The organism is Streptomyces stoeckheimensis (assembly GCF_045822005.1).
Taxonomy (GTDB): domain Bacteria; phylum Actinomycetota; class Actinomycetes; order Streptomycetales; family Streptomycetaceae; genus Streptomyces; species Streptomyces stoeckheimensis.
The window spans coordinates 1,898,159-1,913,830 of sequence record NZ_CP169550.1 but is presented as its reverse complement, the minus strand read 5'-3'; the positions used below and the strand labels follow the sequence as shown (position 1 = coordinate 1,913,830).

Annotated in this window: 15 protein-coding genes; 9 read left to right on the top strand and 6 right to left on the bottom strand. The window is 69.6% G+C overall.

The window, feature by feature from the left end; all coding sequences use genetic code 11:
* Positions 1 to 196: 196 nt before the first annotated feature.
* From ACE1OC_RS09000 to ACE1OC_RS08990, 3 genes are all read right to left on the bottom strand, one after another.
* A complete protein-coding gene (locus ACE1OC_RS09000; protein WP_250740648.1) occupies positions 197 to 1,654 on the bottom strand; it encodes a catalase in 1,458 nt (485 codons plus the stop codon).
* A 253-nt stretch (positions 1,655 to 1,907) separates the two neighbouring features.
* Positions 1,908 to 2,807 (bottom strand): 2-hydroxy-3-oxopropionate reductase, encoded by a 900-nt coding sequence (locus tag ACE1OC_RS08995; protein WP_407836565.1) that lies wholly within the window; start codon positions 2,805 to 2,807, stop codon positions 1,908 to 1,910.
* A 75-nt stretch (positions 2,808 to 2,882) separates the two neighbouring features.
* Positions 2,883 to 3,716, bottom strand: a complete 834-nt coding sequence (locus ACE1OC_RS08990; protein WP_407836564.1) for a TIM barrel protein — start codon at positions 3,714 to 3,716, stop codon at positions 2,883 to 2,885.
* Positions 3,717 to 3,842: 126 nt separating this feature from the next.
* On the opposite strand from ACE1OC_RS08990, the gene ACE1OC_RS08985 reads away from it, so the two are divergent.
* The 7 genes from ACE1OC_RS08985 to ACE1OC_RS08955 all read left to right on the top strand — a co-directional run bounded on the left by ACE1OC_RS08985 (position 3,843) and on the right by ACE1OC_RS08955 (position 10,017).
* Entirely contained in the window at positions 3,843 to 4,094 is a 252-nt protein-coding gene (locus ACE1OC_RS08985; RefSeq protein WP_250740545.1) for a thiamine-binding protein, read from the top strand.
* Positions 4,091 to 4,489, top strand: a complete 399-nt coding sequence (locus tag ACE1OC_RS08980; protein WP_250740543.1) for a helix-turn-helix domain-containing protein — start codon at positions 4,091 to 4,093, stop codon at positions 4,487 to 4,489. The genes ACE1OC_RS08985 and ACE1OC_RS08980 overlap by 4 nt, the downstream gene beginning before the upstream one ends.
* A gap of 154 nt (positions 4,490 to 4,643) precedes the next feature.
* On the top strand, positions 4,644 to 5,159 hold the full coding sequence (gene uraD / locus ACE1OC_RS08975) for a 2-oxo-4-hydroxy-4-carboxy-5-ureidoimidazoline decarboxylase (RefSeq protein WP_407836563.1): 516 nt from the start codon (positions 4,644 to 4,646) through the stop codon (positions 5,157 to 5,159).
* Between the two features lie 8 nt (positions 5,160 to 5,167).
* Positions 5,168 to 5,560: a hydroxyisourate hydrolase gene (gene uraH, locus ACE1OC_RS08970; protein ID WP_250740538.1), complete on the top strand. Its 393-nt coding sequence runs from the start codon at positions 5,168 to 5,170 to the stop codon at positions 5,558 to 5,560.
* 1 nt (position 5,561) lies between these two features.
* On the top strand, positions 5,562 to 6,485 hold the full coding sequence (gene pucL, locus ACE1OC_RS08965) for a factor-independent urate hydroxylase (protein WP_250740536.1): 924 nt from the start codon (positions 5,562 to 5,564) through the stop codon (positions 6,483 to 6,485).
* Positions 6,486 to 6,711: 226 nt separating this feature from the next.
* On the top strand, positions 6,712 to 8,115 hold the full coding sequence (locus ACE1OC_RS08960; RefSeq protein ID WP_389699371.1) for an 8-oxoguanine deaminase: 1,404 nt from the start codon (positions 6,712 to 6,714) through the stop codon (positions 8,113 to 8,115).
* A 489-nt stretch (positions 8,116 to 8,604) separates the two neighbouring features.
* Positions 8,605 to 10,017 (top strand): nucleobase:cation symporter-2 family protein, encoded by a 1,413-nt coding sequence (locus tag ACE1OC_RS08955; RefSeq protein ID WP_407841516.1) that lies wholly within the window; start codon positions 8,605 to 8,607, stop codon positions 10,015 to 10,017.
* A 205-nt stretch (positions 10,018 to 10,222) separates the two neighbouring features.
* Here the strand turns inward: ACE1OC_RS08955 and ACE1OC_RS08950 are convergent, their stop codons facing one another.
* Positions 10,223 to 11,305 (bottom strand): Lrp/AsnC family transcriptional regulator, encoded by a 1,083-nt coding sequence (locus ACE1OC_RS08950; protein WP_407836562.1) that lies wholly within the window; start codon positions 11,303 to 11,305, stop codon positions 10,223 to 10,225.
* Between the two features lie 127 nt (positions 11,306 to 11,432).
* Between ACE1OC_RS08950 and ACE1OC_RS08945 the strand changes: the two genes are divergently transcribed.
* Positions 11,433 to 13,463 carry an ATP-binding protein gene (locus tag ACE1OC_RS08945; protein WP_407836561.1) on the top strand — a complete coding sequence of 677 codons (2,031 nt, stop codon included), beginning with the start codon at positions 11,433 to 11,435 and terminating at the stop codon, positions 13,461 to 13,463.
* On the opposite strand, the gene ACE1OC_RS08940 is transcribed toward ACE1OC_RS08945, so the two are convergent.
* A complete protein-coding gene (locus tag ACE1OC_RS08940) occupies positions 13,460 to 14,095 on the bottom strand; it encodes a 3'-5' exoribonuclease domain-containing protein (RefSeq protein WP_407836560.1) in 636 nt (211 codons plus the stop codon). The genes ACE1OC_RS08945 and ACE1OC_RS08940 overlap by 4 nt on opposite strands.
* Positions 14,096 to 14,190: 95 nt before the next feature.
* Between ACE1OC_RS08940 and ACE1OC_RS08935 the strand changes: the two genes are divergently transcribed.
* On the top strand, positions 14,191 to 14,367 hold the full coding sequence (locus ACE1OC_RS08935) for a hypothetical protein (protein WP_407836559.1): 177 nt from the start codon (positions 14,191 to 14,193) through the stop codon (positions 14,365 to 14,367).
* Here the strand turns inward: ACE1OC_RS08935 and ACE1OC_RS08930 are convergent.
* On the bottom strand, positions 14,351 to 15,529 hold the full coding sequence (locus ACE1OC_RS08930; protein WP_407841515.1) for a hypothetical protein: 1,179 nt from the start codon (positions 15,527 to 15,529) through the stop codon (positions 14,351 to 14,353). The two genes, ACE1OC_RS08935 and ACE1OC_RS08930, sit on opposite strands and share 17 nt — an antisense overlap.
* Between the last annotated feature and the right edge of the window lie 143 nt (positions 15,530 to 15,672).

The window sequence follows — 15,672 nt, the reverse complement described above, 5'->3', positions numbered from 1 at the left end:
GGCGACGAGAACTCCGGCTTCGTCTCCCTCAGGTCAAGAGACGGGCCTCGGAACCCATTACCACCGCACTGGCTCGCACGCTCGCCACGGTCCTCGTCCTGCCCTCACCGCGTACCACCCCTCATCCGGGTCCGCGGTGCGGGCTCAGCACCCGGATCCTGACCTCCCGTCAGGATCCCGGCGCAGCTTGTGTGGCTCAGGCGTCGCGCAGGGCGCGGACGGCCTCCTCGACGCGCTTGCCGTAGTCGGCGTCCGCGGCGTGGAAGTGAGCCAGGTTCTTCTCGATGACGTCCTCGAGGGTGACCTGAGACAGGCCGCCGGCGATGGTCGCCACCAGACGCTGCTTCTCGGCCTCCGACATCAGGCGGTAGAGCTCACCGGCCTGGAAGAAGTCGTCGTCCTTGGTGTGGGCCGGAGCCTCGTGGGTGCCCGTGTAGCCGGAGACGGCCTTCGGGGCGCCCAGCGCCAGACCGGTCTCGGCCGGACCCTGGTGCGAGTTGGGCTCGTAGTTCTTGTCGTAGCGCGAGCCGTTGCGCAGCGCCATGACGCCGTCGCGGCCGTAGTTGTCGGCCTTCGTCGCCTTCGGGGCGTTGACCGGGATCAGGGTGTGGTTCACACCGAGGCGGTAACGCTGGGCGTCGGCGTACGCGAAGAGACGGCCCTGGAGCATCTTGTCCGGCGAGGCGGTGATGCCCGGGACGAAGTTGTTCGGGGAGAAGGCGGACTGCTCGACCTCGGCGAAGACGTTGTCCGGGTTGCGGTCGAGGACCAGACGGCCCACGCGCTGCAGCGGGTAGTCGCTGTGCGGCCACACCTTGGTGAGGTCGAACGGGTTGAAGCGGTAGTCCGCGGCCTCGGAGGCCGGCATGACCTGGACGTAGAGGGTCCAGCTCGGGTTCACACCGCGCTCGATCGCCTGCAGCAGGTCGGTCTGGTGCGAGTTGGCGTCGGAGCCGACGAGCTCGGCGGCCTGCTCGCCCGACAGGCAGCGGATGCCCTGGTTCGTCTTGAAGTGGTACTTGACGAAGAAGGCCTCGCCCTGGGCGTTGGTCCACTGGTACGTGTGGGAGCCGTAGCCGTTCATGTGACGGTACGACGCCGGGATACCGCGGTCACCCATCAGCCAGGTGATCTGGTGCGTCGCCTCGGGGGCGTGCGCCCAGAAGTCCCAGACGTTGTCCGCTTCCTGCTTGCCCGTGAAGGGGTCGCGCTTCTGGGAGTGGATGAAGTCGGGGAACTTGATCGGGTCCTTGATGAAGAACACCGGGGTGTTGTTGCCGACGAGGTCGTAGTTGCCCTCTTCGGTGTAGAACTTCAGCGCGAAGCCGCGCGGGTCGCGGACCGCGTCCGCGCCACCCAGCGAGTCGGCCACGGTGGAGAACCGCAGGAAGGTCTCGGTCTTCTTGCCGACCGTGTTCAGGAACGCGGCGCTGGTGTACGCGGTGACGTCGTCGGTCACCTCGAAGTAGCCGTACGCGGCGGAGCCGCGGGCGTGCACCACGCGCTCCGGGATGCGCTCGCGGTTGAACCGGGCGAGCTTCTCGAGGAGCTGCTGGTCCTGGATCAGCAGGGGGCCACCGACGCCGGCGGTAGCGGAGTTCTGGTTGTCGGCGACCGGGGCGCCAGACTCGGTCGTCAGCGTGCGCTTCGACATGGTGACCTTCCGTACGGGGAACTGCTGACGGAAATCGTCTTCCGTCATGCGGAACAGACTAATTTCGGCATGAACGCGACGTCAACAGTTTGTTGAAATGAAAGTTGAGGGAGAGGTAATCCGGACGGTGCCGGCACTTGGGCGCGACAGGACAGGTGTCAGCACCGGCACCATCCGGAAACTCAGGGCCCCGTGAGCGGGGCGGGTGGCGGCCCTGTGATCGGGGAGATCGGGCCGCCTATCGGAGCGGAGCTCAGATCTGGGCGCCGGAGAGGCGCTCGACCGCGCGGAGCAGCGCGGAGTGGTCCAGGCCACCGTCACCCTGGGCGCGCAGCGAGGCGACCAGCTGGGCGACGACCGCGCCGACCGGGAGGGCCGCACCGACGTTGCGGGCGGCGTCGGTGACGATGCCCATGTCCTTGTGGTGCAGGTCGATCCGGAAACCGGGCTTGAAGTCGCGGTTCAGGAAGTTGGCCTTCTTGCGGGTCAGGACCGTGGAGCCGGCCAGACCGCCGTTGAGCACGTCCAGAGCGGCTTCGAGGTTCACGCCCGACTTCTCGAGGAAGACGACGGCCTCGGCGCACGCCTGGATGTTCACCGCGACGATGAGCTGGTTGGCAGCCTTCACCGTCTGGCCGGAGCCGTGCGGGCCGCACAGGACGATGACCTTGCCGAGGGCCTCGAGGACCGGCAGGGCCTCGTCGAAGTCGGCCTGCTCGCCACCCACCATGATCGACAGGACGGCCTCGATGGCACCGGCCTCGCCACCGGACACCGGGGCGTCGATGACGCGGATGCCCTTGGCGGCGGCGTTCTTCGCCAGGTCGATCGAGGTCTGCGGGGTGATCGACGACATGTCGATGATCAGCGCGCCGGACTTGGCGTTCTCGAGGATGCCGTTCTCACCGTAGGAGATGGCCTCGACCTGCGGGGAGGCGGGCACCATCGTGATGATCACGTCGGCGTCCTTGACCGCGTCGGCGATCGAACCGGCGGCGGCGCCACCGGCCGCGGCCAGGCGGTCCAGCTTGTCCTGCTCCAGCGTGAAGCCGGTGACCGAGTAGCCGGCCTTCAGCAGGTTCTCGGCCATGGGGGAGCCCATGATTCCGAGGCCGATCCAGGCAATCTTCGGGAGCGCAGCGGGGTTGCTCATGATGAGGGTCCTTCTTCTTAATGCTTCGTACGAAAAGTTCGTCAGGTGCCTGGCTGTTCGCCCGGACTTTTCCGCTTACTTCGCGGCGCGGGCCTCTTCGGGCAGCCACGCGAAGGAGGCGGCGGCGTCGGCGGCCTTGTACTCCAGGCCGACAAAGCCCTGGTAGCCGGCCTTCTGGAGCTGGTCGAGCAGCTCTTCGAGGGGCAGCTCGCCGGTGCCGGGGGCACCTCGTCCCGGCTTGTCCGCGATCTGGACGTGTCCGGTCTTGGCGGCGTACTTTTCGATGACCTCGGAGAGGTCCTCATCGTTCATCGCCAGGTGGTACAGGTCGAGCAGGAACTTGGCGTTCCCGAGGCCGGTGGCCTCGTTCACCTTGTCCACTACCTCGATGCCGGCCGGGGCGCTCACCAGGGGGTAGAGCGGCGACTCGGGCTTGTTCAGGGTCTCGATCAGGAGGATCGCGCCGACGCGGTCCGCGGCCTGAGCCGCCACGACCAGGTTCTTCAGCGCGAGCTCGTCCTGAACGGCCGGGTCCACGCCTTCGACGCGGTTGCCGTAGAGGGCGTTCAGCGCCTTGCAGCCGACCGAGGCGGCGAAGTCCGCAGCCACGTTGATGTTGGCGTTGAAGCGCTCCGACTCCTCACCGGGAACCGATACCGCACCGCGGTCGGGGCCCGGCAGCTGGCCGGCGTAGAAGTTCAGGCCCACCAGCTGGGTGCCGGCGTCCTCAAGAGCGGTCTTGAGGGCGTCGAGCTCCTCCTGAGCGGGGGTGGGGGTCTCGATCCAGGGCCACCACAGCTCGACCGCCGTGAAGCCCGCTGCGGCGGCTGCCGCGGGACGCTCCAGGAGCGGGAGTTCCGTGAAGAGGATCGAAAGATTTACATCGAAGCGCTGGTCCGTGTATCCCATGAGGGGTGTGCGCTCCTTCCGTATTGCGGAAGTTAGTTTCTGCCTGATGGAAGACTGCAAGCAGGGCGGCCCGGTTGTCAAGTGCCGCCTCCCGAAAAGTCCGGACTGCCAGGTAGCTTGAGCGGCGTGCGATTGAGAGTGGAGTTCACGACCGAGCCCTTCGATCTAGAAGAGGCCCCTGCCCATGCCGTAGCCGCTCGCGAGGTCATCCAGACGGCCCAGCTGGACGCGGTGGACGTCGGCCCGTTCGGCAACACCGCCGAGGGGGAGTCCGAAGCGGTGCTGACCGCGGTCACCGCGCTGCTGCGGAACTCCCTGGAGGCCGGGGCCACGCGCGTCTCGCTCCAGGTCAATGTGATCGGGGAGGACACGCCATGACCGAGCCTCGGGATCACCCGTTCGTCGCCGCGGTCAAGCCGCTGGTCGACGCGATGGGCGGCGAGCTGATGGATCCGTCCCTGGCCCAGCCCGACGACGTCGTGCTCGCCTGGGAGGGCCAGGACCTGCTGGCCGTACGGCTTCCGCAGCTCTCCGACTCGCTGGACCACATCCTGGCGGCGCTGGAGCGCCGGCACGGCGTACCGTTGTCCCAGCTCGACCGGAAGTCCAAGCAGGACGTCGTGCGGATACTGGAGGCGCGCGGCGCCTTCTCGGTCCGGCACGGTGTGGAGACGGTCGCGGGGGCCCTGGGCGTGAGTCGCTTCACGGTCTACAACTACTTGAACCGGGACTCAAACACTCCCAAAGGGTCCACCGGGACCAACCAAGAGTGAATCCTGATTGACTCACCGTGACGAGCCGCCGCCCAATTCACCCGGGCGGCGGCTTTTGTGTACGGGAAGTTTCAACAAAGTGTTGACGCCGTGTTGTCGAGGGCGTTAGCTATGCGCAGCCCGTCAAAGCAACAACAGGCCACGGAGGCCTACCGTGACTTCGAGTCCGACCCCGGGTCTCACCCGGTTCAACGCCTTGGACGACAGCGCGGCCACGGCCGAGCTGCACGAGGTGTGTGCCAGCTCGGCATGGGGCAGCAAGCTGCTCGCCCAGCGCCCCTTCACCAGCGTCGAAACCCTGTTCTCCGCGAACGAGGCCGCCATGGCCGAGCTCACCGCGGAGGACCTGGGCGAGGCGATGGGTGGACACGCGCCGATCGGCCGGCCGAAGCCGGGAGACCCGACCTCCGCCCGCGAGCAGCGCGGCATGGCCGGTGCCTCGGAGGAGCTCAAGTCCGAGCTCCTCGAACTGAACCTGGCCTACCAGGACAAGTTCGGCCACGTCTTCCTCATCTGCGCCACCGGTGCGACCGGTGAGTTCATGCGGGACGCGGTCAAGGTCCGGATCGAGAACTCGCCGGAACAGGAGCGGGAAATCGCTCGTGGCGAGCTCGTCAAGATCAACCGGATTCGGCTGACCCGTCTCGTGGAATCCGTAGAAGGAGAGTAAGACCGAGCATGAGCACTGAGACCACCGCGTCGGTGTCCACGCACATCCTGGACACCAGCATCGGAAAGCCCGCCGAAGGCGTCGCGATCTCCCTGTCGGCCCGTACGGGTCTCGACGGCGAGTGGGCGGCCCTGGGCGGATCCGCCACCGATGCCGACGGGCGCTGCAAGGACCTGCCGGCGCTGCCGGAGGGCACCACCCACGTGCGCCTCGACTTCGAGACCGAGACGTACTTCTCCAAGAAGCAAGCCGCCGAGGCACAGCAGGACGCCCCCCGCGTAAGGGACAGCGGTGCGTTCTTCCCCGAGGTCACCATCACTTTCGCGGTGAACCCGGGCGAGCACTATCACGTACCGCTGCTGCTCAACCCGTTCGGCTACTCCGTTTACCGAGGGAGCTAGCATGGCCACCATTCTGGGCCAGAACCAGTACGGCAAAGCAGAGAACCGCGTAGTCAAGATCACGCGGGACGGCGACACCCACCACATCAAGGACCTGAACGTCTCGGTCGCCCTCTCGGGTGACATGGACGACGTCCACTACTCCGGCTCGAACGCCAACGTCCTGCCGACGGACACCACCAAGAACACGGTGTACGCGTTCGCCAAGGAGTACGGCATCGAGTCCGCCGAGCAGTTCGGCATCCACCTGGCGCGTTGGTTCGTCAACAGCCAGGAGCCGATCCAGAAGGCCCGCATCCGGATCGAGGAGTACTCCTGGTCCCGGATCGCGACCTCGGACGCGAACTCCAAGTTCATCGGCTCCGACGAGGTGAACCACTCCTTCGTCCGCGAGGGCATGGAGACCCGGGTCACCCAGATCACGTACGACGGCAAGAACTGGGAGGTCATCTCCGGCCTCAAGGACCTGACCGTCATGAACTCCACGAACTCCGAGTTCTGGGGTTACGTGAAGGACAAGTACACGACCCTGAAGGAGGCCTACGACCGCATCCTGGCGACCCAGGTTTCGGCTCGCTGGCGCTTCGCCTGGTCGGATGACGAGCAGCGGATGCCCAACTGGGAGAAGTCCTACGCCGAGACCCGGAAGCACATGCTCCAGGCCTTCGCGGAGACCTACTCCCTGTCGCTGCAGCAGACCCTGTACCAGATGGGTTCGCGCATCATCAACCACCGTTCGGAGATCGACGAGGTTCGCTTCTCGCTCCCGAACAAGCACCACTTCCTCGTCGACCTTGAGCCCTTCGGTCTCAAGAACGACAACGAGGTCTACTTCGCCGCGGACCGTCCGTACGGTCTGATCGAGGCGACGGTCCTCCGCGACGGCGTAGACGCCCGTATCCCCGTGGACATGACCAACCTCTGATGTGGCACGCGCGTCCCGGGGCTCCGCAGTGGCCCCGGGGCGGCGCGACACCCGTCAGCACCCGCACCACCCGCACCACTCTCAACACTTTCAACTTCCTGAATCGGCACCCGGACGCACCACACGGGGCGGCAGTACTGTCAGCTGTCAAGGCCCCCGGCTCCGGCACTCAAATCCCCTGGGTTTTGCCGTGCCCGCACCGCCACTGAAAGCACGAGGAAGTCCCATGGCAGCATCGGCAGCCAATGACAGCGCCGTAGAGCGCATCGTCATCGAAAACTGTGCGATTGCGACCGTTGACGCCAACGACACCGAGTACGCCTCGGGCCACGTGGTCGTCGCCGGTAACAAGATCGAGTTCGTCGGTGCGGGCAAGGCCCCCGAGAACCTCGAGAACGTCGTCCGCCGCATCGACGGCACCGGGCACCTCGTGACCCCCGGTCTGGTCAACACGCACCACCACTTCTACCAGTGGATCACGCGTGGTCTGGCCACCGACCACAACCTCTTCAACTGGCTGGTCGCGCTGTACCCGACGTGGGCGCGCATCGACGAGCAGATGACGTACACGGCCGCGCAGGGCTCCCTCGCCGCGATGGCCAAGGGTGGCGTCACCACCGCGATGGACCACCACTACGTCTTCCCCAAGGGTTCGGGCGACCTCTCCGGGTCGATCATCCGCGCCGCGTCCGAGATGGGCGTCCGCTTCACCCTCGCCCGTGGCTCCATGGACCGCAGCGAGAAGGACGGCGGCCTGCCGCCGGACCACGCGGTCGAGACCCTCGAAGGTGCCCTCGCGGACACCGAGGCGACCGTGAAGAAGTACCACGACTCCTCCTTCGACGCGATGACCCAGGTCGCCGTCGCCCCGTGCTCCCCCTTCTCGGTCTCCACCGAGCTGCTCAAGCAGGGTGCCGAGATGGCCCGCCGCCTGGGTGTGCGCATGCACACGCACGGCTCGGAGACCGTCGAGGAAGAGCAGTTCTGCAAGGAACTGTTCGGCATGGGCCCGACCGACTACTTCGAGTCGACCGGCTGGCTCGGCGAGGACGTGTGGATGGCGCACAGCGTCCACATGAACGACTCCGACATCGCCGCGTTCGCCCGTACCAAGACCGGTGTCGCGCACTGCCCGTCCTCCAACGCCCGTCTGGCCGCCGGCATCGCCCGCGTCCCGGACATGCTCGCCGCCGGTGTCCCGGTCGGCCTCGGCGTGGACGGCACCGCCTCGAACGAGTCCGGTGAGCTGCACACCGAGCTGCGCAACGCGCTGCTCATCAACCGCCTGAACCCGGTCCACCGCGAGCGCGCGCTCAACGCCCGCCAGGCCCTGCGCCTCGGTACCTTCGGTGGCGCCCAGGTCCTCGGCCGCGCCTCGAACATCGGTTCGCTCGAGGTCGGCAAGTGCGCCGACCTGGTGCTCTGGAACCTGAACACCCTCCTGCACTCCTCGATCGCCGACCCGGTCACGGCGCTGGTCTTCGGTGCGGCGGCCCCGGTCACCGCGTCGTTCGTCAACGGCAAGCAGATCGTCGAGAACAACCGTCTGCTCTTCGCCGACGAGGACGCCATCGCCGTGTCCACTCGGGAAGAGGCCCAGCGCCTCGCGCGGATCTCCGCGCAGGCCTGATCCCACGGAGTCCGGCCGGGGGGGACGGCCCCCGGCCGGCGGCCGCGGACCCGAGCGGGGTCCACGGCAGCTGTTCCCGGGTAGCGCCCGAGGTTCTTCCGAGGGCGCTACCCGGGAGCGGTGACTCGTGCCAGTTGCTCCGCAGCCCGTGCCACCAGCGCGCAGTCCGTGCGACGAGCCCCGCAGCTCGCGTACCGCGTCCCGCAGCTCGTGCCATGAGCCCCGCAGACCGCGTACCGCGCCACTGCTACGGCACCTCCAGCTCACTTTTGACTTCCTTACCGGCGGCTCCCGGGCCGCAAGGCGTGGAAACGACTCGGGCGAATCGTTTCCGCACCCCTTGGGACAAGCATTCGCAACACCCGTACCCGCAACACCGGTACCCGCAGCACCCCCACAACTCCATACAGGCTCGACTCGTACAGCTTTCGCATCACCTCCCAGACACATCACGTCCCTGCCGGCGTGTTAAACAGTTCGGAGGAAGCCGTGGCTCAGGCGCCCAGGTTTCGCAAAGACGCAGACGCAGTCGCAGTACCGCAGGGCTCGGACGACTCAGGGGGGAAGCACCCGGTCGACGAGACGTTGCCCCCGCTGAAGATGTTCACCAGCGGCCTCCAGCACGTAGCCGCCATGTACGCGGGTGTAGTTGCCCCGCCCATGATCGTCGGACCGGCCGTCGGCCTCTCCGCCACCGAGACCGCCTTTCTGATGGGCGCCTCGCTCTTCACCGCAGGACTCGCCACCCTCCTCCAGACCCTCGGTTTCTGGAAGATCGGCGCCAAGCTCCCCTTCGTCAACGGTGTTTCCTTCGCCGGTGTGACCCCGATGATCGCCATCGGAAAGGGTGAGGGCGACAACGCCATCCCGATCATCTTCGGCGCGATCATCGTCGCCGGAATCCTCGGCTTCTTCGCCGCCCCGTACTTCGGCAAACTGGTCCGGTTCTTCCCACCGGTCGTCACCGGTACGGTCATCACCCTGATCGGCGTCTCGCTGCTCCCCGTGGCCTTCAACTGGTCGCAGGGCGGGAACAGTCACGCCGCCGGCTACGGCTCGATGAAGAACATCGCCATGGCCGCGGTCACCCTCGCCATCGTCCTGCTGATGCGCAAGTTCCTGCGCGGCTTCCTCCAGCAGATCTCCATCCTCCTCGGCCTGGTCGCCGGCACGCTCATCGCGCTGCCGCTGGGCATGACGAACTTCGACGCCGTCAAGAACGCCGACTTCATCGGCTTCCCGACGCCGTTCCACTTCGGGGCGCCGCAGTTCCAGGTCGCCGCGATCGTCTCCATGTGCATCGTGATGCTCGTGTGCATGACCGAGTCCACCGCCGACATCCTCGCGCTGGGCAAGATCGTCGGCCGTCCGGCGGACGCGAAAACCATCGAGGGCGGCCTGCGCGCCGACACCCTGGGCAGTGCGCTCAGCCCGCTGTTCAACGGGTTCATGTGCAGCGCCTTCGCGCAGAACATCGGTCTGGTCGCCATGACCAAGGTCCGCAGCCGGTTCGTCGTCGCGGCCGGCGGCGGCATCCTGATCCTGCTGGGCCTGTGTCCCATCGCCGCCTCCTTCATCGGAGTCGTACCGCTGCCGGTCCTCGGCGGCGCGGGCATAGTCCTCTTCGGCTCGGTGGCCGCCAGCGGCATCCAGACCCTGGCCGGCGCGGCCATGGAGACGGGCGAGAACGCCCTGATCGTCGCCGCCTCGCTCGGCATAGGCCTGATCCCGATCGCGGCCCCCGGCTTCTACCACGCCTTCCCCGAGGACCTGCTGGTCGTCCTCGACTCCGGCATCAGCACCGGCTGCGTCGTGGCCATCCTGCTGAACCTGGCCTTCAACCACCTCGGTGCCAAGAAGGGATCGGCCTCGGCCGCCCCGGATCCGGTACTGGTGCACTGACCGGGCTCTTCCCGGCCGGTGCGCGCCGACCGGGCCGTTCCCGGTCCGTGCGCGACGGCCGGGCCGGCCCCGGTCCGGGCGCGGGACACGGCGGTGCGTACGTCACCCACTGCGGGGTTGGCGTCCGCACCGCCGTACGCGTTTCGGTGCGGGCGGGGCTGAGGGCTACCCGGGCCTGCGGGCTACCTGGGCCCACGGACACCCCCTAGAGGCCCACCGGGCACACGGGATCGGACCTGCCCGGGACCGGGTGCGACCAGATGTCCGGGGTGACGGTACGCACGCGGTGGCCGCGGCGGTCCAGTTCCTGGGCCTCCGTCTTGCGGACCTGCAGGGCCACCGCCGAATCCGTGATGCGCAGGCCCGGCAGCCGCCGGGTGAGCTCCGCCGTATAGCGGGAGAGGTCCTCCACCGTGCGCAGCCTGGCGCTGATCATGAAGTTCCAGGGGCCGCTGACGGACATGCAGACACGGGTCTCGCGCAGCCCCGCGGCGACCGCCGCGCAGTCGGCGAGCTCGAACTCGGAGGCCTCCGCCCACAGCGTCGCCGACACCGGCCAGCCCGACAGCGCCGAGGCCAGCGCGCAGCTGTAGCGCAGGCTCTGCCCGCCCTCCAGCCGCGCCAGCCTGCGCCGTACGGTCGACTCGCTCATCCGGAACTCCCGGGCCAGCGAGGCCACCGTGCGCCGCGCGTCCGCGGCCAGGGCCAGGACCAGCGGCCGGTCCTCCTCCTGGAGCGGCGCCACCGCAGGCCGGTCCGGGGCGGCGGAAGCCGCGGGCCGCCGGGTCCGCCGGGTCAGCAGGCCGATCTGGGCCGGGGTCAGCTGGTCCAGGCGCCAGCGGTCGGGGGCGTAGTGCACCGCCGTCACCATCGAGGTGCGGGTGCCGACCACGCCGGGGATCCTCTGCACCCGGCAGGACAGGTAGGCGTACAGGGTCGGCAGGTCGGGTACCGCCACGAAAACGAGCAGGTCCCGGCTCCCGGTGGTGTGCTCGATCCCCAGGGCGTGCGGATCCGCCACGAGCACGTCCCCCACCGAAGGCGAGGTGCCCGCGGTGCACGTGACCTCCACCCACGCCATGCAGGGCTTCGTGACGCCGGTGCGCAGCCCGAGTCCGCTCAGCCACGCCTCGCCGGACCCGGTGAGCCGCTCCCAGCGGCGGGCCAGGGTGTCCGGGCGGGCGCCGAGGACCGGACCCAGCAGTTCCCAGCTCGCGCGGGGTGCGAGCTGGAGTGCGTGGACGAGTGCCCGATCCGTGTCGTCGATGGCGGAAATGGCCGAGTTCATACCCTCCCCTTGGTGGTTCTCCCGGTCGGTGACGGGACAACGGGATTATGAGCAGATCATCTCTCTTTGTGCGTTCAACTGTTGACCACATGACGGTGCGCACGTGTCGGACAGAGCAGGAGGATGTGTGGGGGAGGCCGGCTCGGGCGTGCGGCAGGCGGTGCCCGCCGAACTGTCGAGCTTCATCGGGCGGGAGCGGGAGCTCGGCGCCCTCGCCACCCTGCTCGCCACGGAACGCCTGGTCACGCTGACCGGACCGGCCGGCATCGGCAAGACCCGGCTCGCGGTGCGCACCGTCCGCACCCTGCGCGACCGGGACGGCCTCGATGTCGTCTGGGTGGAGCTCGCGGGCCTGCCCGAGCGGTGCTGGGGCGGTCTCCTGGGGGAGCTCGCAGACCGCCTGGCGGGGCGTGAGACGCTGCTCGTGCTCGACGGCTGCGAACAGCTGGGGGAGGCCGGCGCGGGGCTCGCGGCCGAGCTGCTGCGGCTTCCGGGGCTACGGATTCTGGCCACGTCGCAGCGGCGGCTGCGGATCGCCGGGGAAGCCGTGCTCGCCGTACCACCGCTGTCGGTACCGACCGCGCCCTCCGTGCAGCCGCTGCCCCCGTCCCCGTCGGTCGTGCCGGGGCACGGTGCGCCCGACCCCGCCCGGCGGTTCCCGGTGGCGGACGTCGCCGGGTACGCGGCCGTACGGCTCTTTGCGGAGCGGGCGCGCGGCGCGGACCCCTTCTTCGAGCTGACCGACCGCAACGCGGGCGCCGTGGCCGCGCTGGTCCGGGCGCTCGACGGGATCCCCGGGGCGCTGGAGCTCGCGGCGGGGCGCTCGCACCAGTACGCGCCCGCGCAGGCGCTCCGCCGACTCGACTCCGACCCGCTGGGCTTCCTCGCCGGGGGCGCGGGCCGCAGCACCCGCGTGGATGCCGAACGCTCGCTCCGGCTGGCCTCGCCCGCCGAACGCCTGCTCTGGGAGCGGCTCTCCGTCTTCGCGGGCTCCTTCGACAGGGCGGCCGTCGCAGAGGTGTGCGGCTTCGGGGCGCTCACCCCGGACACGGCCGTCGAGGCACTGCTCCGGCTGGCCCCGGGCCTGCTCGCGGACGCCGGGCCCGGCCGCTACCGGCTGCCGCTGTCCGTACGGGCGTACGCGGCCCGGCGGCTCGCGCACGGACCCGCCGGGGACGGCGCGACGACGGCCCGGCGCCACCGCGAACGCTGCCGGGTGATGGCGGAGCGGGCCGCGCAGCTGTGGCGCGCCGGTGCGCAGGGCGAGGCGCGCGCCCTCGCCCTGCGGGAACTCCCCGAGCTGCGCGCGGCGATGAACCCGCTCGCCGCGGGAGGACCGGGCGCAGCGCTGGAGATCGCGGTGTCCCTGTGGTTCCTGTGGTCCGCGTGCGGGATGGCGGCGGAGGGGCGCAGGCACGTGGAACGCGCCCTGGCCGTGCACCCGGCGCCCCGGCCCGCCCGGGCGCTGTGGCTCGCGGCGTGGCTGGTCGCGGTCTTCGGGGAGGCGGACGGCGCCGACCCCCTGCTGGTGGAGGCGTGGGCGGAGGCCGTCCACGAGGGGGAGGACGCCTGCCTGGCGTACCTCGCGTACCTGCGCGGAACGATCGCGCTGTGGGAGGACCGGTACGAGGACGCCGCGGAGGAATACCGGGAAGGACTGGAACTCCTCCCGGCCGACCAGGAGTTCGGCCCCGGCCGGGAAGCCCTGCTCGCCGCGCACACCCTCGCGGTCGCCCGTACGGACCCGGCCTCGGTCCCGGTCGAGGACGGCCCGCCGGGCAGCGCGCCGGACGGCTCGGTCGACCTGTGGGCCCGGTCCTGGGTGAGCTACGCTCACGCCCTGGTCCAGCGCCACGAGGGCCACCCGGCGCAGGCCCGTAGAGAACTGCTGAGCGCGCTGCGGACCCAGTTCGCGCTGGACGACACCCTCGGGCAGGCCTTCACGGTGGAACTCCTCGCCGAACTGGAGGCGGACCAGGGCCGCTACGCCGAAGCGGCCCGGCTCCTCGGCGCGGTCTCCCGCACCCGCCCGCACGCGGCCTCGGCCCCCCGCGTCCAGCACACGGTCCGATCCCGCCTCACCCCCCAGGCCTTCCGCGCGGCCTACACCTCGGGCACCCGCACCCCCCTGCGCGACCTCCTGCCGGAGCTGGCCTAGCCGGGCCGGTCGGCCTGACCGGGCGGCACCCACGCCATCAGGTTGCTCATCAACTCGGCCTGCTCGATGGCGTCGTCGAGGGCGTGGTGGGTGTGCGGCCGCCGGGAGAGCAGTTCGCGCGGCATGCGCCCCTTGACGGCTGCGCGGAGCGGGACCCCGGCCTTGGCCGCGTAGAGGGTCTTCATGTCCAGACAGCCCGAGTGGCCGAAGGGGCTGTCGCCGCCGAAGCTCATCAAGTACCAGTACAGGAAGGTCCAGTCGAAGGAGGCAGGATAGGCGCACATCACCGGCTGCGCCCCCACCGAGACCTCCCGCACCCAGGCGCGGAACTCCGCCATGGCGACGGCCGGTTCGGCGCCCTCGCGGACCAGCCGGTCCCGGTCCAGCTCGCTGACCGCGAGCGCCTCCGGTACGTACGCCTCGCTGATGGGGCGCAACTCCCGGTAGAATGTGTCCTGTTCCGGATCGGCGGCCGTATACGAAGCGCCGACCTGCCGCCCGGCCACGGCGGCCCCGAAGCTGATCATCGAGTACGGCCCGGGGATGGGCCCGTCGGCTTCGATGTCGACGGAGATGTAGAGACTGGGCCGCGCCGGACGGGCGGAGCGGGCGGCGGTGCGGACTGAGGTCATGGCGAGAGCATCCCAGCCGGGACCTCACCCGATCACCCCAATATCCTGAAAGCTCCGCCGACTCCGCGACCCCGGCCCCGCCACGAAGGAACACGATGCCCGAGATCGGCGCCCCGTTCACGATGGGCAGCGCCACCTATCCGATCACCCGCGCAGGCGTCGAGGCGGCCGTCGAGGCGGCCGTCGGCGGGCTCGAGCCCGCCGACGGCGCCCGGGGCAAGGGGCACCCCTCCCACGCCGGCGGACCCGGCACGGCTACGGCGTCGGCGTGAGGTACATCCCGCTCTGGTCGGCCCCGGCGGTGTTCTTGCAGCCGAAGCCGCTGCCCGCCGGCTGCGCCACGACCAGGGCCAGGCAGCGCCCGGCCGCGAGCTGCCCGAAGTAGTTCGGGTGCATGGACTCCTGGACCAGCCCCTGCGTCTCGCTGCTGTCGATCCAGCGCGCCCACTCGCTGGTCTTCGCCGAGGCCGGCACCGCGGTGGTCACCTGCTTGCTGGCCTTCGCGCACACCTCGCGCCCCTGCATCATGTCCTTCAGGTCCAGGAACTGCGCGCCCTTGGCCGCGGCGACCGCCTTGAGCCGCCCGGCGATCTGCGGCACGAGGGAGTCCCGCGCCCAGTCGGAGTCCCTGTTCCAGAAGGGACACCCGCCGGTGTTGAGCCGGCTCCAGTCGCTCTGGGTGTACCGGTTCTCCGCGCCGCGCGGGATCGGCGACGGGTAGGACTGCAGCACGATCCGGTACGAGGAGTCGGCGTACCCGGCGCCGCGCATGACGGCCCGCACCTCGTCCACGGACTTGCCGACGTCGGCCATGACCCCGTCGATCTTCGCGTCCACACCCTCCTGCTGGTCGTCGTAGCAGTAGGAGTTCCAGAGCACGAAGTCGTACGCGCACTCCTTGATGATGTCGGCGAAGCCGAGGTCGTTGCCGCCGATGGACAGCGCGATGACCTTGACGTTGTTGCTCGCGGCCACGGCGGCGAGCTGATCGGCCTGCGGGGCCTCGCCCTTGAAGGCGACGCCCCCGTTGGAGGCGCGGAACACGTTCTGCGAGACCGCCCCGGAGCAGGCCAGGTTGATCGCGACATCGGCGAGCGGCCCGGCGCTCTTCACCTCGGCGGAGTCCGACCGGTGGCATCCGCCGGCGGTGGCCCCGTAGACCTTGCCGGGGTCGTAGCTGCTGCCGCTCACCCAGGCCCGGTCCGTACCGGTCCGGTTCCCGCTGTTGGTCAGGCTGTTGCCCTTCCAGCGTCCGGCTTCCCCGGAGATGTAGCTGTCGCCGAGGGACACCACTGCCGTGGGTCCGTTCCCCGGTCCGGCCACGGCCGTCCCGGCCCCTCCGGCGACCAGGGCCCCGGCGACGAGCGGCACTGCCATCCCGATCCCGGCCAGTCGTCGCACCCGACGGGCCCGGTCCATGCTGTCGCTGCGCATTCCGATCACTGCGGAACTCCTGCGGTCGGCCATGCGGAAGCCGGGAACAACTCCGGCGCATGGCGGGGTAAGTGGGGGTTACCTCCGGCCGGTGGCAATCGGAAAGGTGTCACCCCGCGCGTTGTTACCGCTAGGTACAGGCA

Bases quoted from the DNA above. Each gene is read 5' to 3' on its own strand.
- ACE1OC_RS09000 (WP_250740648.1), bottom strand. From the start codon at position 1,654: ATGTCGAAGCGCACGCTGACGACCGAGTCTGGCGCCCCGGTCGCCGAC.
- ACE1OC_RS08995 (WP_407836565.1), bottom strand. From the start codon at position 2,807: ATGAGCAACCCCGCTGCGCTCCCGAAGATTGCCTGGATCGGCCTCGGA.
- ACE1OC_RS08990 (WP_407836564.1), bottom strand. From the start codon at position 3,716: ATGGGATACACGGACCAGCGCTTCGATGTAAATCTTTCGATCCTCTTC.
- ACE1OC_RS08980 (WP_250740543.1), top strand. From the start codon at position 4,091: ATGACCGAGCCTCGGGATCACCCGTTCGTCGCCGCGGTCAAGCCGCTG.
- uraH (WP_250740538.1), top strand. From the start codon at position 5,168: ATGAGCACTGAGACCACCGCGTCGGTGTCCACGCACATCCTGGACACC.
- pucL (WP_250740536.1), top strand. From the start codon at position 5,562: ATGGCCACCATTCTGGGCCAGAACCAGTACGGCAAAGCAGAGAACCGC.
- ACE1OC_RS08960 (WP_389699371.1), top strand. From the start codon at position 6,712: ATGGCAGCATCGGCAGCCAATGACAGCGCCGTAGAGCGCATCGTCATC.
- ACE1OC_RS08950 (WP_407836562.1), bottom strand. From the start codon at position 11,305: ATGAACTCGGCCATTTCCGCCATCGACGACACGGATCGGGCACTCGTC.
- ACE1OC_RS08940 (WP_407836560.1), bottom strand. From the start codon at position 14,095: ATGACCTCAGTCCGCACCGCCGCCCGCTCCGCCCGTCCGGCGCGGCCC.
- ACE1OC_RS08935 (WP_407836559.1), top strand. From the start codon at position 14,191: ATGCCCGAGATCGGCGCCCCGTTCACGATGGGCAGCGCCACCTATCCG.
- ACE1OC_RS08930 (WP_407841515.1), bottom strand. From the start codon at position 15,529: ATGCGCAGCGACAGCATGGACCGGGCCCGTCGGGTGCGACGACTGGCC.